The following is a 26,915-nucleotide window of genomic DNA, read 5'->3' as shown; positions in this document are numbered from 1 at the left end:
ACCCCGTAGCGCCGTGAAAACGCTGCTCGCCCCTCGATCTCGGCTATTTTGGAAGTAGTATGCATACCGTCACTGGGAAGCGTTACCCAGCCTTCGGCTATGATCTTTCCCTCATAGTGCGAAACATAATGGTACTGCTCCGCATATGTATAAAAGCCATCTTCCCTCCGTAAAACAACCATTCGGCGTTTTGGATGGAGGGCGGCGCCTATTTCGGTAATGTGCAGTTCTTTCTCTAGCTCCATTTAGGTCCCCGATGGGCTCTAGGTGTAACGAATTTCGGGCGTCGGCTATGCGGCTTTCGGCCTGCCGTTCTGACGCGGCCGGTAATGCGCATGCATCAAGAGAGGGTCGCGCTGGCTAGCGCGCAGCAGCATCTTAACGGCATGGCTGACGGGAGCGCCGGCACGATAGTTCTTCCACGTGCGCAGGCTAACTCCAAGAAAGTCCGCAGCCTCGTTATTCGAAAGCCCAATCTCTTCCTGCCATTTCCGCAGGTCCTCGACATCAAAATCGCGCTGATCCTCGGCAATTTGGAAAAGGTGATAGGCATCGATCGCCAAATCTTCGCCGGCCCATTCGACCGTTGCGCCATAGTCCGTGACTTCGGCGGTTTTCCAGACATCAGGAGACTTGAGGGGGGCGAGCAATTCGCCGCCGGTCGCAATCCAGCCAACGAGGTTTGCGGAAGCCTCAGCGCCGCCCTTCCACTTGATTGCCAGCGTCATGTTTGACGTTGGCGTTACGCTTTCAATTCGCGGCAGATCCATTTCTGTTTCCTTTCCTCAAGCGATTGGAAAGCGGGGATTGGTCCGGTTCCATTCGGCGGCAATCGTCGCCTTGTTCTTCGCCGCCCATTCGAGGGCGGTGTCTTGTGCCTTGCTTGCGAGCTTACCACGCAAGATTTCCAGTGTCGCGATTTCTACCAGAGCATCCCCATCCGGGGTGAAAATGTGGAAGTGCGGGGGCAGATGATCGTTCGCATAAATCCGAATGATGATGTTTCCGATTTGAGCCAGTTTGCCCATGCGCCCCTCACTTCAATGAGTGAAAACATGGGGCATCTTATGCACTATGTAAATATACATGGTGCAATTTTTACCCCAAATATGGAGTGAAGTTATGGATCACGAGAGGTTCTTCGCGCCAGTATGCGTTGCTGCAATATCAGCGCCTCAACAAGGCAAAGCGGGAAAAAAACAAGAGGCACGGCCCGCCTAGGCCGACACCGCCGCTCTTCAGCCGAGTCTCTCGATTGGCAAATGCCGCTGTCGTTCCAGGCGTACGCAAAAAGGCAGCGGCACGGGCGCAAATTGATGCTTTCCACCGTTACCATCCTTGCCGTATCCGTTGAGTGACCAGGCGCTGACTAGAGGACATGGCAATGACGAAGCCCTTCTATTGGAATGAACTCAACACCTATGATTTCGCCGGTCTTTCACCCGACACCACCATCGCGATCCTACCGATCGCCTCGACGGAGCAACACGGCCCACACCTGCCGATTGCGACGGATGTCGCAATCGCCGAGGGCATGCTTGCCGAGTTGAAGGTCCAGCGCCCGGACGATCTCGATTTCTTGGTCCTGCCGCTGCAGGAGATCGGCAAGGCCAACGAACACGTCTACGGCCCCGGCACGCTGTCGCTCAGCGCGGAGTTACTGATCCCGGTCTGGACCGCAATCGGCGCGAAGGTCGCTGAAGCAGGCATCCGCAAGATGGCGATCGTCAACTCTCATGGCGGCAATGTCGATATCATGAGCATCGTCGCGCGCGAACTGCGCGTGCGTTACCAGATGGCCGTCGTCGCCACGCAATGGACCCGCTTCGGTACGCCTGATGGTATGATCGACGAGCATGAGCAGCGCTTCGGCATTCACGGCGGCGACGTCGAGACCTCGCTCATGCTGCATTTCCGGCCTGATCTGGTCCGGATGGACAAGGCGCAGAATTTTGCCTCCAAGGCGGAATGGATGAAGGAACATTCCAAGTATCTGCAACCCTTGCCGCCGCATTCGCTCGCCTGGATCGCGCATGATCTCAATCCGAACGGCGTGGTCGGTAACGCGGCCAATGGCACGGCGGAAAAAGGCGCGCTCATCTGCCGACATGAGGTCGCCGGCTTCATAGAAATGCTGCGCGATCTGCGCGACTATCCGCTTGCCAACCTCTATTCGAAATAGGGATCCGCGCGGCGTCGCTCGGAGGGCGGGATGATATGTCCCTTCGCCTGCAGCTCCTCGACGATCCCGGCCAATTCAGCAAGCAGGTATTCGACGAAGAGGCTGGTGGCGGCGTCCAGCGGTGCTCGCGCGCGGGCGATCAGCTTCATCGGTTGAGGCCGCGAATGCGGCTCGGCGATCGGGCGGAATACCAGCTCTCCCCGGCGACACTCCGTCAGCACATCGAGCGGATTGAGCAATGTCAGCCCTGCCCCACATTTTACCAGCTGCTTCAACATTTCCGACGCATTGCTCTCCAACACCGGCTCGACCTGCACGGAAAGGCGCGCCAGCATCAGATTGATGACCTCGCGCAGGCTCGTGCCGGGCTGGGCAAGCAATAGCCGCTCCTCCACGACATCGGCGAGATTGATGGGGCCAGGCCCGATCAGTGGATGGCCGGGCGGCAGGACGACGCCGATCGGTATGTCGAAATTGGCAAGGGAGCGAATGCCCGGCATGGCCGGAATGTTGAAGCCAAGTCCGAGATCAACTTCCCCGGAGACGACCGGCGCCATCGTCGTCGATCCGGCGTCATTGCGCAGCTGGACGAAGACCCTGGGATGCTCGGAGAGAAAACGCGCGATGATCTCGGGCAGCGGCCCTGACGCCAGACCCACGGTGGCGACGATACGAACCTTACCCGCCTGCTGCATCTTGAGGCTGCGAATGCGCCCCTCCAGCCGCTCGTAATTTTTCAATACCTCGCGGATGTGCTCGATGCAGAGCTCACCGGCCGCCGTCAGCCGCAGGCCACGCGGTAGGCGCTCGAAGAGCGGCGCTCCCATTTCCTCCTCCAGTGCCAGAATCTGACGATTGACCGCCGATGAGGCCACGTTGAGGCGCGCGGCGGCCTTACGGATCGAGCCGCAGCGGGCGATTTCATTGATGTAGAGAAGTCGTCTTGAGTGCAGCATGCGCGTTCCCATTGCTTATTTTTTGCCCAGGCCGCACAATTTAGGCACAGACCCGGCAACAGATGCCGAAAAGGCATCAATGCGCACGAATTTTGATGCTTTTCAAAGAGCAACGCAACCGCTCAAATGCAGGAAATGGGCGCCAACCACGACGTCCCATGGCAGATAAAGGGAACAGTCAGCCATGTATAAAGCCTTGAAGACAAAAGCATTCCTCGCCGCTATGGGGCTCGTGGCCGCGATCATGGCGGCCGAGCCGGCCAATGCGCTCGATAAAGTCACCTACGGCACCAACTGGCTTGCCCAGGCCGAGCACGGCGGTTTCTACCAGGCGCTCGCCGATGGCACCTATAAGAAATACGGCCTCGACGTCACCATCGTACAGGGCGGTCCCAACGCGGCCAATTCGGCATTGCTGATCTCCGGCAAGCTGGATTTCTACATGGGCGGCCCGCAACAGGAGATCGATGCGGTCAAGCAGGGCATTCCGATTGTGGATGTCGCGGCTATCTTTCAGAAGGACCCGCAGGTGCTGATCGCCCATCCGGATGCCGGCGTGGAAAAATTCGAGGATCTGGCCAAGCTGCCGACGCTTTTCCTGAGTAAGGACGGCTACATCACCTATTTCGAGTGGATGAAGGCGAACTTCCCAGGCTTCAAGGACGAACAGTTCAAGCCTTACAATTTCAGCCCGGCGCCATTCCTGGCAGACAAGCAGTCCGCGCAGCAGGGCTACGTGACCTCCGAACCCTATGAGATCGAGAAGCAGGCCGGCTGGAAGCCGAAAGTCTTCCTGATCGCGGATGCCGGCTACTCGCCTTATTCGACGATGATCACCGCGCAAAAGGCACTGGTCGACAAGAACCCCGATCTCGTACAGCGCTTCGTCAATGCCTCGATCGAGGGCTGGTATAATTACCTCTACGGCGACAACAAGGCGGCCAACGAGCTGATTAAGAAGGACAATCCCGATATGACGGATGGACAGATCGCTTATTCCATCGCCAAGATGAAGGAATATGGCATCGTGGAATCCGGCGATGCGCTCGACAAGGGCATCGGCTGCATCACGGAAGCTCATTACAAGAAGTTCTTCGACGAGATGGTGCAGATCAAGCTCTTCGATGCCGATATCGACTACAAGAAGGCGTTCGATACCCAGTTCGTCTGCAAGGGCGTCGGCATGTCGCTGAAGAAGTAAGCCTAGGCACCTCCCCCGCGTGGGGGAGGTCGCCGCAAAGCGGCGGATTGGGGGTGAGAACCCGAGATAGCACCGGATCCACCCCGCCCCGGAGCTTGGCTCCGCCCCTCCCCCTCAAGGGGAGGGTGGATCAACAAAGAGCTGAACCATGCTAGTGTCCGAATCTACCAAACTCACCCAAACCGAGACACGCAAACGGCCGCTCGTCGTCATGGAACAGGTCTCCAAGGTCTTTTCCAACGGCACGCTGGCGCTATCGGGCATGTCGCTCCATGTGGAAAGCGGGGAGTTCATCAGCCTGCTCGGCCCTTCCGGTTGCGGCAAGTCGACGGCGTTGCGTATCATCGCAGGCCTTGGCGGCGCCTCCAATGGCAGGATCGATTGGCCCAGCTCGCGCATCAACGCCAAGGGTCTGCCGGAAGGAGATATCAGCTTCGTCTTCCAGGAGCCGACGCTACTTCCCTGGAAGACTGTGTTTGGCAATGTCCATCTGCCGCTGAAGCTGCGGGGCGTGTCGAAAGCGACGGCGCACGATCAGATCATGGAGACGCTGGCAACCGTCGGCCTTCAGGATTTTGCGCAAGCCTATCCGCGCGAATTGTCCGGCGGCATGAAGATGCGGGTTTCGATCGCCCGCGCTTTGGTGACGAAGCCAAAGCTGCTGTTGATGGACGAGCCCTTTGCGGCACTCGACGAAATCACGCGCCAGAAGCTGAACGACGACGTTTTGCGCCTCTGGCAGACAACAGGGATTACCGTCATTTTCGTCACGCATTCCGTCTATGAATCCGCCTATCTCTCCAATCGTATTGTCGTCATGAAGGCGCGGCCGGGCCGCGTCCATAGCGATTTTCCGCTGAAAACCAGCGGCGAGCGCGATCCGCTTTATCGTTCATCTGAAGAATATCGGCAGGTATGCGAAAAAGTATCCCGTTCCCTGATCGAGGCCATCGGCTGGCCGGAGGCCCATTGATGAGTGACAGTACCAGTCTGCCCGCCACTCTGTCCGTTGAATCTGCCGACGCACCCGCGGCCTCTGCAGCCAAAAAGCGCAGTGTGGAACGCGCGCTTGGTATCTTCGTGCCCATCCTGACCGTTCTTGCGCTTCTTGTCCTCTGGCAGCTTCTGGTCGTTGGCACCGGCATTCCGCAATATATTCTGCCAAGCCCGATCGCCGTCGCAAAGGCGCTCGTTTCCGACTGGGGCATCCTTTGGCCGGCTCTATGGGTGACGACCGAGATCACCTTCATATCCCTCGTCCTGGCGCTGATTGGCGGCGTCGGCTTCGCCATCTTTCTCGTGCAGTCCCGCTGGATCGAACTCGCCTTCTATCCGCTGGCCGTCATCTTGCAGGTGACGCCGATCGTCGCGATCGCGCCGCTGATCCTGATCTATGCGCCGACACGCGAAGCAGCGCTCTTAATTTGCGGCTTCCTCGTCGCCTTCTTTCCGATCCTCTCCAACATGGTGCAGGGATTGAAGAGCGTCGACCATAATCTGCTCAACCTTTTCGATCTCTACGGCGCCTCGCGCTGGCAGGCCTTGCTGCATCTGAAACTGCCCGCCGCTCAGCCTTATTTCATGACGGGCTTGAGGATCGGCGGCGGCCTATCGCTGATCGCATCGGTGGTCGCGGAATTCGCCGCTGGCTCGGGAGGTCCGAACTCCGGTCTCGCCTTTCGACTGCTGGAAGCGCAATACCGACAGAACATGCCGCGGCTCTTCGCAGCCTTGCTTCTCCTGTCGGCGCTCGGCGTCGCGATCTTCGCCTTCACCTCCTTCATCTCATGGCTGAGCCTGCATCGCTGGCATGAGAGCAGCCTCAAGCGGGAGAACTGATGTCCCACGCCTTCATGTCGCCACCGAACGCAGCCCGCTTTGTGCTGAGCAATGCTACCATCCCAGCCTTGACGCTCTCCGGCCTTGCGGCGCCCTCGAGTGAGGGCCTGGTCAAGGTCGATATCGTCGTCGCCGATGGCCTTGTCAGCGACATCGTCGCGCCTGGAACCGCGCCGGCCGAGTATCCCCGAGTGGATATGCGCGATGGCATGGTCTGGCCGACATTCGTCGACATGCACACCCATCTCGACAAGGGGCACATCTGGGAACGGCGGCCGAACCCGGACGGCAGTTTCATAGGTGCGCTCGATGCAGTGCGGACCGACCGCGAGGCTAACTGGTCGGCCGACGACGTGCGCAAGCGCATGGAATTCTCGCTGCGCTCGGCTTATGCCCACGGCACCGGTCTGATCCGCACCCACCTCGATTCCTTGGCGCCGCAGCATCGCATCTCCTTCGAGGTCTTCGCCTCGGTCCGCGAGGCGTGGAAGGACAAGATCGCGCTACAGGCCGTCGCCCTCTTTCCGCTCGACAGCATGGTAGACGATGCCTTCTTTGCCGATCTGCTCCGTGTCGTTCGCGACACCGGCGGCCTGATGGGCGGGGTGACGCAGTTGAACCCGGAACTCGACGCGCAGCTGAACAAGCTTTTCCGCGCAGCCGCCGATAATGGCCTCGACATCGATCTGCATGTCGACGAAACCGAGGACAAGGAGGTGCTGACGCTGAAGGCCATCGCCGAGGCCGTGCTTCGCAACGGTTTTACCGGAAAGGTGACCGCCGGCCATTGCTGCTCGCTTGCCCGACAGGATGAGAATATTGCCCGCGCCACAATCGATCTCGTCGCCAAGGCCGGGATCTCCATCGTTTCGCTGCCGATGTGCAACATGTATCTGCAGGACCGTCACGCCGGGCGCACGCCGCGCTGGCGCGGCGTCACCCTGCTGCACGAACTTGCCGCGGCCGGCGTGCCAACCGCCGTCGCGTCCGACAATACCCGCGACCCATTCTACGCCTATGGCGATCTCGATCCGGTCGAGGTGTTCCGCGAGGCCGTGCGCATCCTGCATCTCGACCATCCGCTGGATACGGCTGCGAGGGTCATCACCACCTCGCCCGCGGAGATACTTGGCCGCCCGGATATCGGGCACATAGCCGTCGGCAGCCCGGCCGACCTCGTGCTTTTCAGCGCAAGGCGCTGGAGCGAATTCCTTTCCCGTCCGCAGTCCGATCGCGTCGTCCTTCGCAAGGGCAAGGTGATCGATCGCAGCCTGCCGGATTATCGCGAACTCGACAGCGTCATTGGAGCCTGACATGCCGGATTATCAGCGCATCAAGAAAGAACTCGAAGGCATCGCCGTCGAAGACAACCCGGCGCTGGTGCGCCAGAAAAGCCGTGACTTCTACTGGTATTCGCCGATCCTGAAGGCCCAGCTCGACAATGTCACGGCCGATCTCGTCGTCACTCCGAAGACCGAGGAAGAGGTGATCCGCACGTTGAAGGTCGCCTATGCGCATGACGCTCCCGTCACGCCGCGCGGCGCCGGCACCGGCAATTACGGCCAGGCCATGCCGCTTTCCGGCGGCATCGTGCTCAATCTCGCCGCCATGAACACGATCAAGGAGATCCATCCCGGCCGCGTTGTTTGCGAGCCCGGCATCGTCATTGCCGAGCTCGATCGCCAGACCAAGGCCCATTCGGGCCAGGAGCTGCGCTTCCATCCCTCGACGGCACAAACTGCGACGATCGGCGGCTTCATTGCCGGCGGCTCCGGCGGTGTCGGCTCGATCACCTGGGGCGGGCTGCGCGATCTCGGCAACATCTTGCGCCTTCGCGTCGTGACGATGGAGGCGGAGCCCCGCACGCTCGATCTCACCGGCTGGGACCTGACCAAGGTCAGCCATGCCTACGGCACCAACGGCATCATCACCGAAATCGAAATGCCCTTGGCGCCGGCCTATGATTGGATCGACGTGCTGGTCGGCTATGACGACTTCATGGATGCAGTGCGCTTTTCAGACGCGCTTGCCAAATGCAACGGCATTCTGGTCAAGGAAATCGCCCCGATCGCCGCCCCCATTCCGTACGAATATTTCAGCCGCCACAAGCCCTATATCCGCCAAGGGCAGTCGATCGTGGCATTGATGATCGCACCGCATTCGATGGACCCATTCGTCGCCTTCACCATGCAGCAGAAGGGCGAGATCACCTTCCGCTCCGACAAGGTGGAGAGCATGAAGGGCATTCCGCACGCCTATGAGCTCGCCTGGAACCACACGACGCTGCGTGCCATCAAGGTCGATCCCAACATCACGTATCTGCAGGTGCAGTATCCGGGGCCGGATCATGTCGCCAAAGTTCAGAAGATGGTGGAGATCTTTGGTGACGAGGTGCCCGGTCATCTCGAATTCATCAAGTTCGACGGGCAGATCCAATGCTCCGGACTGCCCCTCGTGCGCTACACTTCCGAGGCACGGCTCGAAGAGATCATTAGGATTCACCAGGATCACGGCTGCCCGATCTTCAATCCGCACCGCTATACGCTGGAGGAAGGCGGCATGAAGCAGACCGATGCCGTCCAGCTTGCCTTCAAGAAGGAAACCGACCCTAAGGGCCTGCTCAATCCCGGCAAGATGATTGCCTGGGACGATCCGAATTTCGACTTCAAATCCGGCAAGAACTACCTCTTCCCCGGCCTTGCCGCGCTGATGGAGGCCTCATGAAGGTTCTCGTCCTTCATTCCCATCCGGTCGAGGAAAGTTTTGGTGGCGCGCTGCATCGCCAGACCGTCGAGAGCCTGAAACGTGCTGGACACGACGTCGACGACTGCAACCTCTATGCCGAGGGCTTCGATCCCGTGCTCTCGCGCCACGACCGGCTGATCTATCACGACTATCCCGAAAATACCGAGACGCTCAAACCCTATGTCGAGCGGCTGGAACGCACCGAGGCGCTTGTGATCGTCACTCCGGTCTGGAACTTCGGCTTTCCGGCTATCCTCAAGGGTTATTTCGACCGAGTCTGGCTTCCGGGCGTTTCCTTCGAACTCGTCAACGGCAAGGTGCGCTCGAAGCTGCAGCATATCCGCAAACTCGGCGCGGTCTTGACCTATGGCGCCGATCCATTCCGTGCCTTCATTGCGGGCAACCCGCCGAAGAAGATCGTCAAGCGCGTGCTGCGCGCGCAGATCAAGCCTTTCGCCCCGGTGATCTTCCTCGCCCACTACGACATGAACCGCTCGACGGAAGGTTCCCGCAGCCAGTTTCTGACGAAGGTCGGCCGCGAGATGGAGCGATTTTAAACGCGGCTCTTTCCAGCGGCCAGAATGACCGCGACCGCCCAACGGTCGACTCCAGAAAATGCCGGACGACACCTAACGATAGAGCATTTCCAGGAAAAACGCGCAGCCATTTTCCGTCCGGAATGCGTTTGGAAACAAGAAGATAGAGCGTTTCCGAGATTCGCGAAAAGCGGAAATGCACTCGGCCGATGGAGGCAATCCACAACACGTGACGGACTGCCGGCCCGATATTTTCCAACCGGAAAGCGTGCAATTGGGCGGTGTTCCGGCTTGGGGCGAACTTCGATCCGCCTGTGCGGTTTGGGGGAATGACGGATCGCATTCCCCCAAACCGCTTCAATAATCATCGAAAGCTTAAGAGCAATTCCTGGAAAGGCGGAAGAGCTAGTTGTTCAAAGCGCCGCCGATAATGGCGCCGAGCGCGAAGGCCGCGGCGGGATACCAAAGACCATCGCTGTGACGGCGGTAGCCCGGGCGGCGATCACGGTAACCTCTGTAGCCATGATAGTAACCCGAACGGTCCTTACCCCGATAGGGCCCCCATCCAGGGCGTCCCGGTCCCCGAGGCGGCATCTTGCGATGAACTTCGTCGGGACGATCGCGATGATGACGGGGCCATTCCTGCGCGTTGGCGAAGGGCGCTGCCAGCGTTACGGCAGCCATGGCGAGAACAAAGATCTTTTTCATTGGGCTTCCTTCCTTTTCATCAGGAAACCTTAGTAATCTTAAGGTGAACAGAACGTTAACGCATTGCTACCTTAAATAGCTGGATTGCACGGAATATCTCAGAGATCCATCCGGCTCGTCGGCCCTCAGAGCATCGTCAAAGTGGGCCGAATATGCGCATGCTTCAACCGGATCGGTGATATGGCAAAACCTAGACGCCGGCCGACTGGCGTAACGGTGTGGCCACTTCCGCATCCCGACGCTTGACGGCCTCGATATCGCGATAGGCATTGGCCGGATGGGTCACCGGCAGATAAGGTCCCTCGCCGAAGAGCTTTTCGCGCAAGGTGCCCGGACGATAGGCGGTCGGATACACTCCGCGCTTCTGTAGTTCCGGAACAAGCAGATCGACCGCCGCCTCGAAGCTGTCGGGTGTTACCGCATAAGCGAGATTGAAGCCATCGATGTCCGTCTCTTCGGCCCATTCCTGCAGGATGTCGGCGATAGTCGAGGGCGATCCGACGAATACGGGACCTGTTCCGCCGATCCCACCCCATTTGGCGAGTTCCTCGACCGTCCAGGCCCGGTCCTTGCCGCCGAAGTTCTCGATCATCGAGACGATCGCATTGGTCTCGACCTTCTTCAATTCGTCGGTCGGCGCATATTGGCCGAAATCGATGCCGCTCCAGCCAGACATGAATACGAGCGAGCCGTCATAGGAGGCATAGCTCTGATATTCCCCGAAGAGCTGCTGGGCCTTTGCGTCGGTCTCCGCGATGATCAGTGTCGTGAGATTATAGATCAGCACCTTCCGTGGATCGCGGCCAGCAGCCGCAGCCCTCTGCCTGATATCGGCGACATAGGCGCGCAGAAGGCTCTTGGTCGGAGCCGCGACGAACACGCATTCAGCATGGCCGGCCGCGAAGGCCTTACCAGGCCCCGATGCGCCTGCCTGATAAAGCACGGGCGTCCGCTGCGGCGATGGCTCGCAGAGATGGTAGCCTGGAACATCGAAATACTTGCCTTTGTGGCCGATCTCGTGGACCTTGGTAGGATCGGTGAAAATGCCGCGCTCGGCATCGCGCAGCACGGCGCCCTCCTCCCAGCTTCCTTCGAAAAGCTTGTAGAGGACCTCCACATATTCGGCGGCGACCTCATAGCGGTTGTCATGGGTCTTCAGGCCGCCCTGACCGACGTTCTTCGCGCCGCTCTCCAGATAGGAGGTCACGATATTCCAGCCGACACGGCCCTTGGTGTGATGATCAGCGGTGGCGAGCCGGCGGGCAAACGTGTAAGGATGCTCGAAAGAGGTGGAGGCGGTTATTCCTATGCCGAGATGTTGGGTCGCAAGCGCGATCGGCGCCGCGAGCTGAATCGGATCATTGACCGGTATCTGCGCGGCCTGCTCGATTGCATGGTAATTCGAGCCCTTGTAGACATCGTAATAGCCGATGACGTCGGCGATGAATATGCCGTCGAAAATGCCGCGCTCCAGCGTCCGCGCCAGATCCTGCCAATAGTCCAAATCCTTGTATTTCCACGACTTATCGCGCGGATGCCTCCATAGCCCCGGGGACTGATGCGCGACGCAATTCATGTCGAACGCGTTGAATCGAATATGCCTTGTCATGCCAGCTCCGGACGAATGAGACCGCCGATCAGGCTAGGGGCAGGAATGCTATTCGAAAAGTAAACGCATAATGTCTATATACTCTATGGAGAAATATTTTTCCCGTCGCTTGCCCGCAATCCGCTATTCAATGCCTGGATTGGTGAGCGATTGGCAGGCTTGATCTAAAGAGCAGCGTTGTATGCAGACCATGTCGGTGGCGCGATCCGGAAACCTCCGGCTCAGACCTGGCCAATGCCGCTTAGCCCGATCAACGCGCCAATGCCCAGAACGATGAGCGGATGGACGCGCGTCGTCGAAAGAACAAATGCGCCGGCTGCCGCTATGGCCGCCAGAATCCAGCCCTGAGTTGATGCCTCGGTGATGACGACCGCGCTGGCGGTGACGAGCCCGGCGGTCATCGGCACCAGCCCGGCCTGGACGATCCTTCGCCACGGCCTGTCCTTGAAACGGTTCCAGAGATGGAGCACCAGATAGGTCAGCACCGAAGAAGGCCCAAACTTTGCCACCGAAGTCACCAGCACTCCAGCCCATCCGGCAACGTGCCAGCCGACCAGGGGCACGACCATTAGGTTCGGACCGGGAGCTGCCTGCGCCAAGGCGAACAGCGCACCGAATTCCTGCGCCGTCATCCAATGCTGCACATCGACGATCTGACGATGCATTTCGGGGAGAATGGAATTGCCGCCGCCGAAGGCGAGCAGCGACAGCTGGGTGAAAATGATTGCGAGAGAAAGCAGGGTCGTGGTCATGCTTCAAGCTTCCAAATGGCGATGATACCGAGAGGTGCCAGAACCAGCATGGTCGGCAACAAGGGCAGCCCGACCACGGCGATGGCGGCAAAGCAAATGGCGGCAATGACCAGGGCGACAGGCCTGCGGCGCAGCGGCAGGATGATCTTGACGGCCATCGAGATCAGCAGACCGGCCGCGGCGGCGGCAAGGCCTGCAAACATGTGCTGGATGCGTGGATCGCTGTTGAACTGATCATACACGACGCCAAGGCTGATCACGATCGCCGTCGGCGCGACAATGAGGCCAAGGAGCGCCGAAAATGCCCCCGCCACGCCCTGAAACTTGGAGCCGATCGCAACCGCCATATTGATGATATTGCCGCCGGGCAGGAACTGACACAGCCCGAGCAGTTCGGTGAACTCCTCCCCAGTCAACCACTTGCGATCCTCGACCACCATGCGGCGTGCGAGCGGCAGAACCCCGCCAAAACCAATGAGGCCGAGTTTGAAAAAGCCGAAGAAGAGCTCCGCGACCGCTGGTCCTTCGCGTTGATCAGCATTGGAATGAGAAATAGCGTCCATGTCATGGCCTGTGTGTTTATGCCGAACAGGCGGTCAAAATAGGCTTTTACCGGTCATGCGTCCAATATATGGATTGAACAGTATCCATATGTTTGAGATATGTCATGATCGAACTTCGACACCTCCGTTATGCCGTAACCGTTGCCGATGAGGGCCATATGACCCGCGCTGCCGAAAGGCTCGGCATCCAGCAGCCACCGCTCAGCCAGCAGATAGCCAAGCTGGAGGCAATCGTCGGTGCATCGCTGTTCAAGCGCCTGCCGAGAGGTGTCGAGCTGACGGATGCGGGGCGGACGTTCATAGAGAGGGCGAGAACCATCCTCAACGATGTCGATCTTGCGATAGAGGCGACGAGACGCAATGCCCGCGGCGAGGAGGGAAGCCTCGCCATCGGCTTTACCAGTTCGGCGGCCTTTCATCCGCTGGTCAGCTCGGCCGTCCGCTCGCTCGGCGAGGCGTCACCGGATGTCGCGCTCAAGCTTGAGGAAGCCAGTACGCCCGATCTGATCGCCATGCTGCATTCCGGTCTTCTCGACGTCGCACTCGTGCGCTCTCCCGTTGCACAGTCGAGCGGGCTGATAATTTCCCGAATTCTCGATGAAGAGATGCTGGTCGCTCTTCCAGATCGTCATCCCCTGGTGATAGCGAAAGGAGAGAAGCCTCGCCGCGCTCGATTGTCGGAGCTAGCAAACGAAGCTTTCATACTTTACCGCCGTCCCTCGGGGCCGGGGCTATATGACAGTATCATAGCGGCCTGCCTTGCCGCGGGCTTCAGCCCAAAAATACGTCATGAAGCTCCCCGGTTGCTGTCGACGCTCAGTCTGGTCGCCGCTGGTCTCGGAATCTCCATCATTCCAGGATCGATCGCAGGGCTGGAGACGAGCGGCATCGCCTATCTGAGGCTTGACCCAGGAGACAATCTCGTGGCTCCCCTTTATCTCGCGCGAAAGGATGAGCAGCCAAGTGGCGCGCTGCAGCTATTCGCCGACATCGTTCAGCACGAGAAAGCCTCGATGAAATAGGGACGCTAAGCCGGCTATCCTCCTGTCAGGAAAGACCGACAGACTTGTGCCTGATCCTCATGTCACACCATTCGACCACACCGATGCAGCCTAGAAGCTCAAAGTCGCATCCTTCCAAAGGCGAAATCCTCCGAGAAACGCATTTTCGTTCTCGCCGATACGGCAGCCGGGGGGCAGTTCCTTGAGCTTTTCGGCATTGCCACCACCAATTACGATTTCATGCGGCAGCAAGGCCGCCCTCAATCTTTCGACGATATCCTCGACCGACTGCCGCCATTTTTTCTTGCCGTATTTTTCAAGGCCCCGTTCTCCGATGAAGTCTTCGAACGTGCCCCGCTTCTTGTAAGGCAGATGGGCGAGTTCCATGGGCAGGCAAACGTGATTGGCAATCATCGCCGAACCCAATCCGGTACCGAGGCCGAGAAACAGCATATTGCCGTCCTTGTAGTTGCCGATTGCCTGCATCACGGCGTCATTGACAAGCCTGACCGGCTTGCCGAAAGCGGTGGAAAAGTCGAAATCCTGCCAGCCGCTGCCCAGATTGTGCGGTTCCATGGCGGGTCTGTTGTTCGAAACCGGGCCTGGGTATCCCATGCCGATAACATCATATCGCCAATCGCTCGTCAGGTCCTTGACGGCCTGAACCATCTGCTTCGCCGACATTGCAGGCCCCGAGACGGCTGCCCGGCGGTCGCTACCGGAGCTGAGACGCATTTTGACATGCGAACCGCCGAGATCAATCGCCAAGACGATAAGCTCTTCTGTCGCAGCTGGTGCGGCGGCTTTCTTCAGTTTTACGTTCGTTTTGCGGCTCTCTAATGCCTGACTCATATTCGTCCACTTTCTATCCGCACTGGCGCAAATCCTACTAGGGCGCTTCAACGACCGAGACGGAGAAATCCTCTCCCTCCCAATGATCGGTGTCAGGCCAGTAAAAGGTAAAGGCAACCGACCCGCCTTCAGGCAGGTATTCGCATGAAAGCTCGGCAACATGTATGCCGAAGCCGTTCTGGCTCGTTTCGGTATCGGTGGCGCCGACCCAACCATCAAAACTCCAGCGAATGATCGCGCGCGCCATGACCTCGATCCGCAGGCGTTTGCCGACGGCAAGCTGCGACAGCTTGTTATTGAAACGCCACGGCACGAAGGGTGCCGTCACCTTGTTGGTCACGTAACGCTCGACACCCTGCGGCGGCATGTCGAAAACAGCCCCATCTCTCAGCGAGCGCAGGAGTTTGATATGCTCGGCGTGAGCCCAGACGAGCGGCATGGCGCTGCCGGAGGGTTTTCCGAGCATAAGCCCCAGCTCCTGCACATCGGGCTGGTCCCACACCTGTTCCGGGAGCAATCCGCCCTGACCGGCGGACTGCTCGAGTGTCTTGAGCAACTGAAGAGCCACCTCCGGACGGCCGGCCGCAAGCTCATAATGGGCGCGTTCGCCCGCAAGCAACGGCCATGGCCGCCCAATGCCCGTGCCGTCGAACGGGCCGCCATCTTCATGCTCACCATAGCCGTCGCCGGTATAGCGATACCATAGCGGCCCTTGCGGCAGGTCGCATTTGAGCTGGGAATCAATCACCCTGACGGTGTCGAGGATGCGAGGATCGTCGGCGGCCCGCAATCCGAAGCGCACCAGCGCCAAAGCATCGGGACTGACGACGCGGGCGGTCGGCAAGAAGGATTCAGCGGGCGGTCTGTTCTTGATCGGCACGAAACCGTCGGCGGGCGAGCTTCCGTCGGCGATCTCAGGCGGCGCGATACGGACATAATAACCCTTGATCCCGAGAGCAGCGCTCTCCGCATCGCTGCTGACATAGGTCCAGCGCTCGATCTGGTCGTTCCAGGCGTCGGCGGTCTGCCGCAGATAATCCGCATTGTGCGTTTGACCGGCAATTTCCAGAATATCGGCTGCCGCAAGCAGGGCGGCGATCTCGACCGCCAAAGTGAAGGGAGAAAAGCCGCCATCCTCTTCCCAACGGTCCTCGCCGGTAACGGGACCGTTGACGACGACGTAGCGTGCCGCGCTTTCGACCATCGGCACGTAAGACAGTAACAGATCGCCAGTGAGGGCTCCCTCGCGACGCAGGGCATCGGCGAGCAGGATCGGAAAGGCGCACTCGTCCATCTGTATCCCGGTCCAATAGGGCTCTCCGTCCAGCCAGCAGTTCTGCGGCCAATGTCCATCCTCTTCCTGGATAACGCGCAGATAGGCCAGAATGCGCAGCGCATCCTGCGCGGCGCCCGCAGCCAGAAAGCCACCGGCCGTCTCGACCAGATCACGCGGCCATACCAGATGATAGCCGCCGAGGTCTTCGTCGCCCTTGGCAAAGCCCCATGGAATGGAAAGAGATGCAACAGCCGGTCCTTCGAAAGAAAGAGGCCGATGCGTCGCCAGCACGGCTGTCGAGATCCGATAACGATTGACTTCGGGCGGCGGCGCTCTCGGTTCGTCCAAAGCCAGCAATCCGTCTTGCCATGTCCGCCAATCGGCAACATAGCTGCGCTCGGCGTTGTCATAGCCGGCTTGCAAGCTGGCAAGGGCATTGTAGCCGGCTTCCTTGGCGTGACTTCCAAAACCGAGCGATAGGGTGACGGTGTCGCTGCCGCCGATCAGATCGATCTCACCGGTCAGCGCGACGTTGCCATCGGCGGCACGCGTAAAGGCCGGGTCCAATCGGGCCTCTTTCTGCAATTGCTGCCATCCGTCGGAAATACCGACATAGCCAGCGGATGCCGTCCGCCAACCACCGCTGACGGCAAGAGCCATCGAGACACCGCCCGTGCCCGTCGCAAAAAGCATCGGTGTGCCCTTGTAGTCCTCCACCCAGCCCGTATTGCCGTAACCGGCATTGACCAGATGTGGAGCGGCCAGCAGATAGAGACGATAATCGCGGATCGTGCCTTCCAGCGGCTCGAATGATATCTGCTGTAGCAAGCTGCTGCGCATGGGATCGACGATGATGCGCTTGATGATCCGATAACGGCCGTCGATCGCCGTGTTGATCAACCGATAGGCCGGAACGCCATCCTCGACCGTGGTGACGACGCTCTCCGTATCGCGCTTTTCCTCCGAAAAATAACCTTCAGGACCTGTGACGATCAATCCGATATCGCGGGTGCAAGCACTGTCGACGCGGGGATAATAGATTTCGTTGAGGATGCCGTGGCTGAGAGTGAACCAGATGCGGCAGGCTGGCGAAAGGGCTGTGCCAACTCCGCTCTTTGCACTGGACGTCCAGCGAGGTTCGATACCGTTCACGCTGGGGCCGGAAGCATCGTAAGGCGCCATGCACTATCTCCTCTGTCGCTGCAATCTGCTCCCGCCAAAATGTTTCGGCAAGACGGAACCTATGCGCATTCAAGCCAATACGCCCAGGTTTTACTGCCATTGACAGCCTCCACTCGTCCTGTATTCTGTTATAAAATTCTATATAACATAATTGTGGAACATAATTGGGAGTGTATCGATGAAGTTAGGACTCGGATTCCTGATTGCGGCTGCTTTGGTTGCGGCGCCCTCGCTGCTGATGGCTCAGGAAAAAGGTGGCGTCATCAATGTCGCGACGATCGGGGAGCCGCCAACGCTCGATCCCATGACCTCCACCGCCGATCTCGTCGGTATTGTCACCCAACATATCTTCGAAACGCTCTACACCTTCGACAAGGGCTGGAACGTCACGCCACTGCTTGCGGAGAGCATGCCCGAGATCAGCGCTGACGGCAAAACCTACACGATCAAGCTCAGGACCGGCATCAAGTTCCATGACGGCAGCGTCATGACCTCCAACGATGTGGTCGCCTCGCTCAACCGCTGGACCAAGCTGGCGTCGCGCGGCAAACAGGCGGGCGGCTTCATCGAATCCATTACCGCCCAGGATCCGGCGACCGTCGTCATCAAGCTGAAGCAGCCCTACGCCCCCCTCACCTCGCTGCTTGCCTTCAACAACTCCGCCGCCATCATCATTCCAGCCAGCAAGCAGGCGGACACGATGACCGACTTCATCGGCACCGGTCCCTATATGCTGAAGGAGCGCAAGCCCGACCAATATATTCAGCTGGTGCGTTTCGACGGCTACAAGCCACGCGATGGCGAAAGCAATGGTTACGGGGGCGCCCGGCATCAATATCTCGACGAAATCCGCTTCGTTCCGGTGCCCGATGCCAACACCCGCGTCGAAGCGGCCATTTCCGGCCAGTATGACTATATCGACAGTCTTCCAGTCGAATCCTTCGACAAGCTGAAATCCGCTTCGGCGACCCAGCCGCTGCTCCTCAAACCGTTCGGCTATCCGGTTTTCGTCTTCAACACCGCCGACGGTATCACGAAGAATGTCGCGATCCGCAAGGCGATCCGACAGGCACTCAGCATGGAGGACATGCTGGCCGCAGCCTTCGGCAGCACGAATTTCTATACGGTCGACGGCAACATGTACCCTGCCCCCTTTACCTGGAGCACGGATGCCGGCGTCAAAGGGAATTACAATGTCGCCGATCCGGAAGGCGCGGCCACAGCCGCCAAGGCGGCCGGCTATAAGGGCGAACCGATCCGTATCCTGACCAGCCGCCAGTACGAGTTCCATTACAAGATGGCACAGGTCGCAGCCGAATATCTGAAACAGGCGGGCTTCACGGTAGACCTTCAGGTGGTCGACTGGGCGACGCTGACCCAACGCCGTGCCGACAAGGCGCTGTGGGACATCTACATCAGTCACAGTCCCTTCCTCCCGGAACCGGCGCTGATCGGCACGCTGTCGCCGAGCTCGCCCGGCTGGTGGGCCACGCCGACAAGCAAGGCTGCCATCGACGCCTTCAACACGGAGGTCGATCCCAAGAAGCGCATCTCGCTTTGGGCGAACATTCAAAAAACCATCTATGACGAAGCTCCCATGATGAAGATCGGCGATTTCAACGCCGTCGCGGCGATCTCCACGAAGCTTCAAGGCGTCGAGCCCGCGCCATGGCCCTACTTCTGGAACGCGTCGATCAAAAAATAAGCCTCCCAAGGCGCTGGGGCGTCGGTTGCGGCCGGCGCCCGGTACCGTCCGTTTGCGGACTTAGAGCAACTCCAGGAAAGATGCGCAGCAGTTTTCCGTTCGGAGTTGCGAGAGAGCAAAGAAATGGAGTGGTTCCGCGATTCGAAGAAGGCGGAACCACTCCGGGGAACCGACCCAATGATACGCTACATCCTTCAGCGTCTTGCAGGCATGATCGTCGTGATGTTTCTTGTCGTCACCATCGTTTTCGTGATCGTGCGCGTGACTCCCGGCGATCCGGCCGCCGTCATGCTCGGCCCGGATGCGACCGCGCAGGATATTGCCGAACTGCGGACCCGGCTGGGCCTCGACCAATCCATATTCGTCCAATACCTGTTCTATGTCGGGCAATTGCTCAAGGGCGACCTGGGCCAATCGATCTTCCTGAATATCCCGGTTTCCTCAGCGCTTCTCGAGCGTGCCGAGCCGACCTTTTTCCTGACCCTGTTCTCACTCCTGATCGCTGGCGTGATTGCGTTGCCGATCGGCATCTATGCCGCCTATCGGCGAGGATCGCTCGTCGATCAGGCTTCAATGGCGCTCGGCATGCTGGCGGCAAGCATTCCAAGCTTCTGGCTTGGCCTTATTCTGATGCAGATCTTCGCGGTTCGCCTGGGGATGTTTCCTGTTTCCGGCTATGGCGGACCAGGCACAAGCTTCCTTGATCGCATGTATCATCTGACATTGCCGGCCGTCGCACTCGGTCTTGTCTCCTCGGCGCTGATCCTGCGCTTCACCCGCGCATCGATGCTCGACGTGCTTGGAGACGACTATATTCGCACCGCCCGCGCCAAAGGACTGATCGAACGCCGCGTCGTCCTGAAACACGCGCTGAAGAATGCGCTCATACCAATCCTGACCGTTCTGGGGCTGACAGCTGCGGTCCTGATTTCCGGCGCTGTCGTCACCGAAACCGTCTTTGGCCTGCCCGGTGTCGGAAGCCTTGTCGTCTCGGCGGTGCTGCGCCGCGATTATCCGGTGATCCAGGGGGCCTTACTCGTCGTCGCAGGCCTTTACGTCCTGATCAATTTTGCAATCGACATGCTCTACCTGCTGGTTGATCCGAGGGTACGCTACTGATGGCCGATATCGCAACCGATACACCAAAGCAGGTGCCAAGCGAGCGAAGCAAGTTCCTTCGCCGGCTTCTGAAGCGCAAGACCGTCGCCGCCGGTCTCATCGTGCTGACGATCTTCGTCCTGCTCGCCGTGCTTGCGCCATGGATCGCGCCCTATTCGCCTTCGAAACTCTCGATCGTCAACAGACTGAAGCCGCCAAGCGGGGTTTACTGGTTCGGCACCGACGAATTCGGCCGAGATATCTTCTCCCGCACCATCTATGCAGGACGGCTATCGCTGCTCGTCGGAGCCGCCGTCGTGGCGCTGTCGGCGGCGATCGGCGTCACTCTCGGCCTGCTCGCCGGCTTTTTCCAGAAGCTGGATACCCCAATCGCCCGCCTGATCGATGCGATGATGGCGTTTCCCGACATCCTGCTTGCCATCGCGCTTGTCGCCGCCCTCGGCCCGTCGCTGACGACGGTCATTGTCGCGCTATCGATCGTCTATTCGCCGCGGCTGGCCCGCATCGTCCGCGGCTCGACGCTTGTCATCCGCGAACTTCCTTATGTGGAGGCGGCCAGGGCTCTCGGCATCTCGACATTTCACATCATGACGCGGCATGTGCTTAGAAACCTCCTGTCGCCGATCCTGGTGCAGGGTTCGTTTCTCTTCGCCAGTGCCATGCTCGCCGAAGCCGGGCTTTCGTTTCTCGGCCTCGGCGTCAGCCCCGAAATCCCGACCTGGGGAACCATGATCGCCGCCGGCCGCCAATATATCGGCCAGGCTGATTGGATGACCTATTTCCCGGGCTTTGCCATCATTCTCTCCGTGCTCTCGCTGCAGATGGTCGGCGACGGCCTGCGGGACATGCTCGATCCAAGACTTCGAAAGGACTTGTAAATGACCGGTGAAAAAGCGGGCAAGCCGCTCCTCCTCACCAATGTGAAGCCCATGGCTTTCGGTGGCGATACCGCCGCCGGCGTCATCGACATCCTCGTCGGCGCCGACGGCAAGATCGCTGCTTTTGGCCCGCAACTTGCCGCTCCCGGCGATATCGAGCGCGTCGACGGCAAGCGCGCCTGGATTTCTTCCGGCTGGATCGATCTGCACGTCCACATCTGGCATGGCGGCACCGACATCTCGATCCGCCCATCCGAATGCGGCGCCGAGCGCGGCGTCACGACGTTGGTCGATGCGGGCTCGGCCGGCGAAGCCAATTTTCATGGCTTCCGCGAATATATCATCGAACCATCCAGAGAACGCATCAAGGCCTTCCTCAATCTCGGTTCGATCGGCCTCGTTGCTTGCAATCGCGTCCCCGAACTGCGTGATATCAAGGATATCGACCTCGACCGCATCCTCGAATGCTATGCCGAGAACAGCGAGCATATCGTCGGCATCAAAGTGCGTGCCAGCCACGTCATCACCGGCTCCTGGGGGGTCACACCCGTCAAGCTCGGCAAGAAGATCGCCAAGATCCTGAAGGTGCCGATGATGGTGCATGTGGGCGAGCCGCCCGCGCTCTATGACGAAGTGCTCGAAATTCTCGGACCGGGCGATGTCGTCACCCACTGCTTCAACGGCAAGGCCGGATCGAGCATCATGGAGGACGAGGACCTCTACAATCTCGCCGAGCGCTGCGCCGGCGAAGGCATCCGGCTCGATATCGGCCATGGAGGCGCCTCCTTCTCGTTCAAGGTCGCGGAAGCGGCGATCAAGCGCGGCCTGCTGCCCTACTCGATCTCGACCGACCTGCACGGCCATTCCATGAACTTCCCGGTCTGGGATCTGGCGACCACCATGTCCAAGCTGCTCTCGGTCGGCATGCCATTCGACAAGGTGGTCGACGCCGTCACCCATGCGCCAGCCTCGGTCATCAAGCTTTCGATGGAAAACCGGCTGTCGGTCGGCGAGCGCGCCGATTTCACCATATTCGATCTCGTGGATGCGGACCTCGAAGCGACCGATTCAAACGGCGACGTTTCACGCCTGCGGAAGCTGTTTGAGCCGCGCTACGCTGTCATCGGCGCGGAGGCGATCGCCGCCAGCCGCTACGTGCCCCGCGCGCGCAAGCTCGTCCGTCATAGCCACGGCTATTCGTGGCGGTAGTCGAAACATTAAGATCGAATGGCAGGAGCATACGTGAACACGTCCCCAACACAGGCCGCTTCAGCAGCGCAAACACCCTACCAGCGACTGGCTGCGCTCGGCATCGCGCTGCCGCCGCCGCCGCCGCCGATCGCTAATTTCGTGACCCATGTCCGCGAAGGCAATGTGCTCTATCTTTCAGGTCAAGGGCCGCGGGAAGCAGACGGCCACCTCCATTCCGGCAAGGTCGGTGGTGACGTGGGCGTCGACCAGGCCTATCAGCATGCGCGGTTAACTGGCATCAACCTGCTTGCTGTCATGCACGGCGCGCTCGGCGATCTCTCCCGGGTGAAGCGAGTGGTCAAGCTGCTCGGCATGGTCAATGCCGTGCCGCATTTCGAGGATCATCCGAGCGTCATCAACGGCTGCTCGGACCTCTTCATCGAAGTCTTCGGCGAAGCGGGCCAACATGCCCGTTCGGCCGTCGGCTTCGGCTCGCTTCCCGGCAACATCACGGTCGAAATCGAAGCGATCGTATCACTTAACGATTAGTTTTTACGCAATTCCGGACGCAAAACCGCGTCGCGCTTTTGCTGGAATTGCTTTAAGGAGGACGAATTCAGTGGTTGCGCCAGCCCATCAGCTTTTCGATTCGCTCGGCGGCCGCGCGCACCTGTTCGCCATAATGGCTGCCGTCGGACACGGCTTTCTGTTCGGGAAGCACGATCGAAATGGTCGCGACACATTGACCATCCCGGTCCACGACCGGCGATGCGATGCAGGCAACCGCATAATCGGACTCCGCCACCTGGATCGACAAGCGCTCCTTAAAGGCCTTGCCCGCGGCCTCGGAAAGCACGGCGGCATCGACCTCGGCCCGACCGGTCGGCGAGGTGCGGGCACAGCGCTTGAAAAGCTCGATCCTTTCGCCTTCCGGCAAATGCCCCACCAGCAGCCGACCCGAGGCAGTCCAGTTGAGCGGCACGCGCGTTCCGACGCGAGAGGCGACCTGAAAATGGCTCGGTCCGTCCGCCATCGCCAGTACCAGCATGGCATCGCCGTCGCGGCCGCAGACTTGCACCGTCTCGCTCGCCTGCCGGCAAAGATCGTGCATTTCTCGGGTGGCGACGCTCATGAAATCGAGCGACCGGGCATAGGCGAGACCATAGTGGTAAAGACGGGCGCCGAGCCAGACGGAACCGTCGGCATCGCGGCCAAGCATGTTCTTTTCGACCAGATCGTCGATGATCACATAGACGGTCGAAAGCGGTGCCTTGATCGCCTTGGCGATCGCGTAGGCGCCAGCCGGCGCGCCGGTTTCATACAGATAATCAATGACCTGCAGCGCGCGGTCGATGCCGCTGACGCGCGAACGGCGCGCGCCTTTGGTTTCCCCTTCCCCGATGGAATCGGCGTCTTCAGAGGGTGCGGCGGGTAGGGTCTTGGCGTCCAAGTCAACGCTCCTCGTGAGATTTCGAGAAGCTATTACATTACTATGGCATAGCTGTCGATGACAATCGGCAGTCGTCACTTTGGAGAGATAGAATGTCCGATGATATCCGTAGCAAGATCGGCCTGAGGCCCGTCATCAACGTATCAGGTACCATGACGAGCCTCGGCGCATCGATCGTCGTGCCTGAAGCCATTGCGGCTATGACGGCGATCCTGCCGCAATTCGTCGAGATCAACGACCTCCAGCGCAAGGCCAGCGCCGTTATCGCCCGGCTGACGGGCGGCGAGGCGGGCTTCGTGACGGCATCCTGCTCCTCCGGCATCAGCCTCGCCGTCGCAGGCGCCATCACCGGCAACAACCTGCTCGCCATAGAGAAGCTACCCGATGCCGCACCGGACAAGAACGAAGTCATCGTGCAGATGGGCCATGTGGTGAGCTATGGCGCCCCCGTCGATCAGGCGATCCGCCTTGCCGGCGGCAAGGTCGTTCTGATCGGTCAAGCGACCTCGACACACCGCTTTCACATGGAAAATGCCATAAGCGAGAAGACGGCGGCAGCCGTCTATGTCGTATCCCATCATGTGGTCGATTACGGCTTGCTGCACCTGACCGAGTTCGTCGAGATCGCGCACGCCAAGGGCGTGCCCGTCATCGTCGATGCCGCTTCGGAGTACGACCTCAGGCTCTTCCTGGCGCAGGGCGCCGACATCGTGCTCTATTCCGGCCATAAGTTCCTCGGCGGCCCCACCTCCGGCATCGTCGCCGGCAAGAAGGAGCTGGTGCGCAACGCCTTCCTGCAGAACATGGGCATCGGCCGCGGCATGAAGGTCGGCAAGGAAAGCATCTATGGCGTGATGGCGGCACTGGAAGCCTGGGAAAAGCGCGACCATGCCGGCATCCGCGAACGCGAGACGGGCTATCTGAACCTGTGGAAGCGAACTCTCGACGGCCGCCCCGGCGTCACCGCCCTGATCGAGCCCGATCCTACCAACAACCCGCTCGACCGGATGCGGGTCATCATCTCTGCGCCGGAGGCGCATATCAGCGCCTGGGATCTTGCGGCAGCGCTTGCCCGCGGCAACCCGCCGGTAATCGTCCGCGACCATGAGGTGGAGCATCACTATTTCTATCTCGATCCATGCAACCTGCATCCCGGCCAGGAGGCCATTGTCGCGACCCGGCTTGCCGAGGAACTCGACAAGGCGCGCGCCTCCAACGAGATCATCGCGACACCGATCGAGAACCGCAGCCGGCATCGCTTCGACGGCGTGCTGAACTGGCCGGACTGAGCTGTGGCAGGGATCGCAAGAAGGGAACAAGCATGAGCACGTCGCAGGCAAAGGCCCCCGAACCCATCCTCTCCGTCGAAAACCTCACCACCTCATTCCTGGTGGACGGTGCATGGAAACCCGTCGTGCGCAATGTTTCCTTCTCGGTCGCGCCGGGCGAGACGGTGGCGATCGTCGGCGAGAGCGGCTCGGGCAAGAGCGTCACCTCGCTCTCGATCATGCGACTGCTGCAGAGCGATTCAAGCCGCATCGAAGGCAAGATCCTGCTTGGCGGCCGCGACCTGCTTTCTCTTCCCGAACATGAGATGCGCAAGGTGCGCGGCAACGACGTGTCGATGATCTTCCAGGAGCCGATGACGTCGCTCAATCCGCTCTTCACCATCGGTGACCAGATCTCAGAGGCCTTGCTCTGCCACAGGGACATGTCGGCTGCGGACGCCAAGGCCGAGACGATCCGGCTGCTCGAAAAGGTCCGCATTCCCTCGGCCGCCTCGCGCTTCGACGAATATCCGCACCGCTTTTCCGGCGGCATGCGCCAGCGCGTCATGATCGCCATGGCGCTCGCCTCGAAGCCGAGGCTGCTGATCGCCGACGAGCCGACCACCGCTCTCGACGTCACGATCCAGGGCCAGATCCTCGACCTCATCAAGATGCTGCAGGACGAGGAAGGAACTTCCGTCCTGTTCATCACGCATGACATGGGTGTGGTGGCGGAAATCGCCGACCGCACGGTCGTCATGTATCGCGGCGAGCAGGTGGAGACGGGCGCGACGGCCGACATCTTCCATCGCGGCCAGCATCCCTATACCCGCGCGCTGCTGTCGGCCGTGCCGGTGCTCGGTTCGATGCAATCCTATGAACGACCGCTGCGCTTCCCCGTCGTCAATACTGCGACGGGAGAATCCGACACGCCAGCCGAAGTGCCCGATACGGTCGCAAAAGAAAAACCGGTGCTGCAGGTCAAAAACCTCACCAAGCGCTTCGACATTCATTCGGGCCTCTTCGGAAAGCTCAAAGGCCGGGTGCATGCGGTGGAAAACGTCTCGTTCGATCTCTTTGCCGGCGAAACATTGTCGCTTGTCGGCGAATCCGGTTGCGGCAAGTCGACCACCGGACGCGCCATCATGCGGCTGATCGAACCGCAATCCGGTTCCGTCATCGTCGATGGCCGCGACGTGCTCTCGCTTGGCAAACGTGACATGCGCGAGATGCGTAAATCGGTACAGATGATCTTCCAGGATCCCTTTGCCTCCCTAAATCCGCGCATGACGGTCGGCCAGGCGATCGCCGAACCCTTTCTCGAGCACAAGATGGGAACAGCACGGGAAGCGAAAGAGATCGTCGCCGATATGCTGCGTAAGGTGGGCCTGACCCCTGACATGGCAAGCCGCTATCCGCACGAATTCTCCGGCGGCCAGCGCCAGCGCATCTGCATCGCCCGCGCCCTGGCACTGCAGCCGAAGGTGATCGTCGCCGACGAAAGCGTGTCCGCGCTCGATGTATCGATCAAGGCGCAGGTCATCAACCTGATGCTCGACCTGCAGCAGAGCCTCGACCTTTCCTTCCTGTTCATCTCCCACGACATGGCCGTGGTCGAGCGCGTCAGCCATCGCGTCGCCGTCATGTATCTCGGCGAAATCGTCGAGATCGGCCCGCGCGCGGCCGTTTTCGGCAATCCGCAGCACGACTACACGAAGAAGCTGATGGCAGCCGTTCCTGTGCCGGACCCCGATCGCCGACGCGAAAAACGCATGGCAGCCAGTGAGGAGTTGAAAAGCCCCATCCGGCCCGTCGATTATCTGGTCAAGCCGCGCGCGTATCGAACCGTCTCTTCCGGCCATCTGGTTGCCGTCTGATACAGCAAGCCGGTCGACCGGAAGG

At 59.9% G+C, this 26,915-nt stretch carries 25 protein-coding genes; 15 read left to right on the top strand and 10 right to left on the bottom strand.

Annotation, left to right across the window (positions count from 1 at the left end; all coding sequences use genetic code 11):
- Positions 1 to 290: 290 nt before the first annotated feature.
- Together JJQ51_RS01895 and JJQ51_RS01890 are read right to left on the bottom strand one after the other, a co-directional pair.
- The gene (locus JJQ51_RS01895) at positions 291 to 770 is read right to left on the bottom strand and encodes a DUF2442 domain-containing protein (RefSeq protein WP_113331605.1); all 480 of its coding nucleotides are present in this window, start codon (positions 768 to 770) and stop codon (positions 291 to 293) included.
- 15 nt (positions 771 to 785) lie between these two features.
- Positions 786 to 1,028: a DUF4160 domain-containing protein gene (locus JJQ51_RS01890; protein ID WP_113331604.1), complete on the bottom strand. Its 243-nt coding sequence runs from the start codon at positions 1,026 to 1,028 to the stop codon at positions 786 to 788.
- A 356-nt stretch (positions 1,029 to 1,384) separates the two neighbouring features.
- On the opposite strand from JJQ51_RS01890, the gene JJQ51_RS01885 reads away from it, so the two are divergent.
- On the top strand, positions 1,385 to 2,182 hold the full coding sequence (locus JJQ51_RS01885; protein ID WP_113331851.1) for a creatininase family protein: 798 nt from the start codon (positions 1,385 to 1,387) through the stop codon (positions 2,180 to 2,182).
- On the opposite strand, the gene JJQ51_RS01880 is transcribed toward JJQ51_RS01885, so the two are convergent.
- The gene (locus tag JJQ51_RS01880) at positions 2,170 to 3,138 is read right to left on the bottom strand and encodes a LysR substrate-binding domain-containing protein (protein ID WP_113331850.1); all 969 of its coding nucleotides are present in this window, start codon (positions 3,136 to 3,138) and stop codon (positions 2,170 to 2,172) included. The two genes, JJQ51_RS01885 and JJQ51_RS01880, sit on opposite strands and share 13 nt — an antisense overlap.
- 184 nt (positions 3,139 to 3,322) lie before the next feature.
- On the opposite strand from JJQ51_RS01880, the gene JJQ51_RS01875 reads away from it, so the two are divergent.
- From JJQ51_RS01875 to JJQ51_RS01850, 6 genes are all read left to right on the top strand, one after another.
- Complete coding sequence (locus JJQ51_RS01875) at positions 3,323 to 4,339, top strand: ABC transporter substrate-binding protein (RefSeq protein WP_113331603.1); 1,017 nt, start codon at positions 3,323 to 3,325, stop codon at positions 4,337 to 4,339.
- Between the two features lie 148 nt (positions 4,340 to 4,487).
- Positions 4,488 to 5,312, top strand: coding sequence for an ABC transporter ATP-binding protein (locus JJQ51_RS01870; RefSeq protein ID WP_113332097.1), 825 nt, complete (start codon positions 4,488 to 4,490; stop codon positions 5,310 to 5,312).
- A complete protein-coding gene (locus JJQ51_RS01865; protein ID WP_113332098.1) occupies positions 5,312 to 6,178 on the top strand; it encodes an ABC transporter permease in 867 nt (288 codons plus the stop codon). The genes JJQ51_RS01870 and JJQ51_RS01865 overlap by 1 nt, the downstream gene beginning before the upstream one ends.
- Complete coding sequence (locus tag JJQ51_RS01860) at positions 6,178 to 7,491, top strand: cytosine deaminase (RefSeq protein WP_145635762.1); 1,314 nt, start codon at positions 6,178 to 6,180, stop codon at positions 7,489 to 7,491. Before JJQ51_RS01865 ends, JJQ51_RS01860 begins: the two co-directional genes overlap by 1 nt.
- A 1-nt stretch (position 7,492) precedes the next feature.
- Positions 7,493 to 8,902, top strand: a complete 1,410-nt coding sequence (locus tag JJQ51_RS01855; protein ID WP_145323226.1) for an FAD-binding oxidoreductase — start codon at positions 7,493 to 7,495, stop codon at positions 8,900 to 8,902.
- Complete coding sequence (locus JJQ51_RS01850) at positions 8,899 to 9,480, top strand: NAD(P)H-dependent oxidoreductase (protein WP_113355741.1); 582 nt, start codon at positions 8,899 to 8,901, stop codon at positions 9,478 to 9,480. The genes JJQ51_RS01855 and JJQ51_RS01850 overlap by 4 nt, the downstream gene beginning before the upstream one ends.
- A 384-nt stretch (positions 9,481 to 9,864) precedes the next feature.
- Here JJQ51_RS01850 and JJQ51_RS01845 read toward each other — a convergent pair whose 3' ends face one another.
- The 4 genes from JJQ51_RS01845 to JJQ51_RS01830 all read right to left on the bottom strand — a co-directional run bounded on the left by JJQ51_RS01845 (position 9,865) and on the right by JJQ51_RS01830 (position 13,091).
- The gene (locus tag JJQ51_RS01845; protein ID WP_113355740.1) at positions 9,865 to 10,167 is read right to left on the bottom strand and encodes a hypothetical protein; all 303 of its coding nucleotides are present in this window, start codon (positions 10,165 to 10,167) and stop codon (positions 9,865 to 9,867) included.
- A gap of 190 nt (positions 10,168 to 10,357) precedes the next feature.
- Positions 10,358 to 11,776, bottom strand: a complete 1,419-nt coding sequence (locus JJQ51_RS01840) for an LLM class flavin-dependent oxidoreductase (protein ID WP_269244206.1) — start codon at positions 11,774 to 11,776, stop codon at positions 10,358 to 10,360.
- A gap of 221 nt (positions 11,777 to 11,997) precedes the next feature.
- A complete protein-coding gene (locus JJQ51_RS01835; protein ID WP_113391174.1) occupies positions 11,998 to 12,528 on the bottom strand; it encodes a chromate transporter in 531 nt (176 codons plus the stop codon).
- Positions 12,525 to 13,091 (bottom strand): chromate transporter, encoded by a 567-nt coding sequence (locus JJQ51_RS01830; protein ID WP_113355737.1) that lies wholly within the window; start codon positions 13,089 to 13,091, stop codon positions 12,525 to 12,527. The genes JJQ51_RS01835 and JJQ51_RS01830 overlap by 4 nt, the downstream gene beginning before the upstream one ends.
- A gap of 104 nt (positions 13,092 to 13,195) precedes the next feature.
- Between JJQ51_RS01830 and JJQ51_RS01825 the strand changes: the two genes are divergently transcribed.
- Positions 13,196 to 14,113 (top strand): LysR family transcriptional regulator, encoded by a 918-nt coding sequence (locus JJQ51_RS01825; protein ID WP_113355736.1) that lies wholly within the window; start codon positions 13,196 to 13,198, stop codon positions 14,111 to 14,113.
- 90 nt (positions 14,114 to 14,203) lie between these two features.
- On the opposite strand, the gene JJQ51_RS01820 is transcribed toward JJQ51_RS01825, so the two are convergent.
- Both JJQ51_RS01820 and JJQ51_RS01815 read right to left on the bottom strand, forming a co-directional pair.
- Positions 14,204 to 14,944 (bottom strand): ROK family protein, encoded by a 741-nt coding sequence (locus tag JJQ51_RS01820; protein ID WP_113355735.1) that lies wholly within the window; start codon positions 14,942 to 14,944, stop codon positions 14,204 to 14,206.
- Between the two features lie 37 nt (positions 14,945 to 14,981).
- On the bottom strand, positions 14,982 to 17,402 hold the full coding sequence (locus JJQ51_RS01815) for a glucan 1,4-alpha-glucosidase (RefSeq protein WP_269244205.1): 2,421 nt from the start codon (positions 17,400 to 17,402) through the stop codon (positions 14,982 to 14,984).
- A gap of 178 nt (positions 17,403 to 17,580) precedes the next feature.
- Here JJQ51_RS01815 and JJQ51_RS01810 point away from each other — a divergent pair, with 178 nt between their 5' ends.
- The 5 genes from JJQ51_RS01810 (at position 17,581) to JJQ51_RS01790 (ending at position 22,844) form a co-directional block, all read left to right on the top strand.
- A complete protein-coding gene (locus tag JJQ51_RS01810; RefSeq protein ID WP_269244204.1) occupies positions 17,581 to 19,107 on the top strand; it encodes an ABC transporter substrate-binding protein in 1,527 nt (508 codons plus the stop codon).
- A gap of 177 nt (positions 19,108 to 19,284) precedes the next feature.
- Entirely contained in the window at positions 19,285 to 20,226 is a 942-nt protein-coding gene (locus tag JJQ51_RS01805) for an ABC transporter permease (RefSeq protein ID WP_186450359.1), read from the top strand.
- Entirely contained in the window at positions 20,226 to 21,104 is an 879-nt protein-coding gene (locus tag JJQ51_RS01800) for an ABC transporter permease (protein WP_269244203.1), read from the top strand. The genes JJQ51_RS01805 and JJQ51_RS01800 overlap by 1 nt, the downstream gene beginning before the upstream one ends.
- On the top strand, positions 21,105 to 22,313 hold the full coding sequence (locus tag JJQ51_RS01795) for an amidohydrolase/deacetylase family metallohydrolase (RefSeq protein WP_269244202.1): 1,209 nt from the start codon (positions 21,105 to 21,107) through the stop codon (positions 22,311 to 22,313). It begins immediately after the preceding gene.
- Between the two features lie 18 nt (positions 22,314 to 22,331).
- Positions 22,332 to 22,844: a RidA family protein gene (locus JJQ51_RS01790; RefSeq protein WP_113421473.1), complete on the top strand. Its 513-nt coding sequence runs from the start codon at positions 22,332 to 22,334 to the stop codon at positions 22,842 to 22,844.
- A 67-nt stretch (positions 22,845 to 22,911) separates the two neighbouring features.
- On the opposite strand, the gene JJQ51_RS01785 is transcribed toward JJQ51_RS01790, so the two are convergent.
- Complete coding sequence (locus JJQ51_RS01785; protein ID WP_186450360.1) at positions 22,912 to 23,745, bottom strand: IclR family transcriptional regulator; 834 nt, start codon at positions 23,743 to 23,745, stop codon at positions 22,912 to 22,914.
- A 92-nt stretch (positions 23,746 to 23,837) separates the two neighbouring features.
- Between JJQ51_RS01785 and JJQ51_RS01780 the strand changes: the two genes are divergently transcribed.
- Together JJQ51_RS01780 and JJQ51_RS01775 are read left to right on the top strand one after the other, a co-directional pair.
- A complete protein-coding gene (locus tag JJQ51_RS01780) occupies positions 23,838 to 25,034 on the top strand; it encodes an aminotransferase class V-fold PLP-dependent enzyme (protein ID WP_113332114.1) in 1,197 nt (398 codons plus the stop codon).
- A 32-nt stretch (positions 25,035 to 25,066) separates the two neighbouring features.
- On the top strand, positions 25,067 to 26,890 hold the full coding sequence (locus tag JJQ51_RS01775) for an ABC transporter ATP-binding protein (protein WP_113396471.1): 1,824 nt from the start codon (positions 25,067 to 25,069) through the stop codon (positions 26,888 to 26,890).
- The last annotated feature ends 25 nt before the right edge of the window (positions 26,891 to 26,915 follow it).

Origin of the sequence: Rhizobium sp. AG207R, from assembly GCF_027109195.1 — a bacterium.
In the GTDB taxonomy this organism is placed as follows: Bacteria; Pseudomonadota; Alphaproteobacteria; order Rhizobiales; family Rhizobiaceae; genus Rhizobium; species Rhizobium dioscoreae.
Note: the sequence above shows the minus strand (reverse complement) of the source record. Positions and strands in the feature narration are given on the sequence as shown.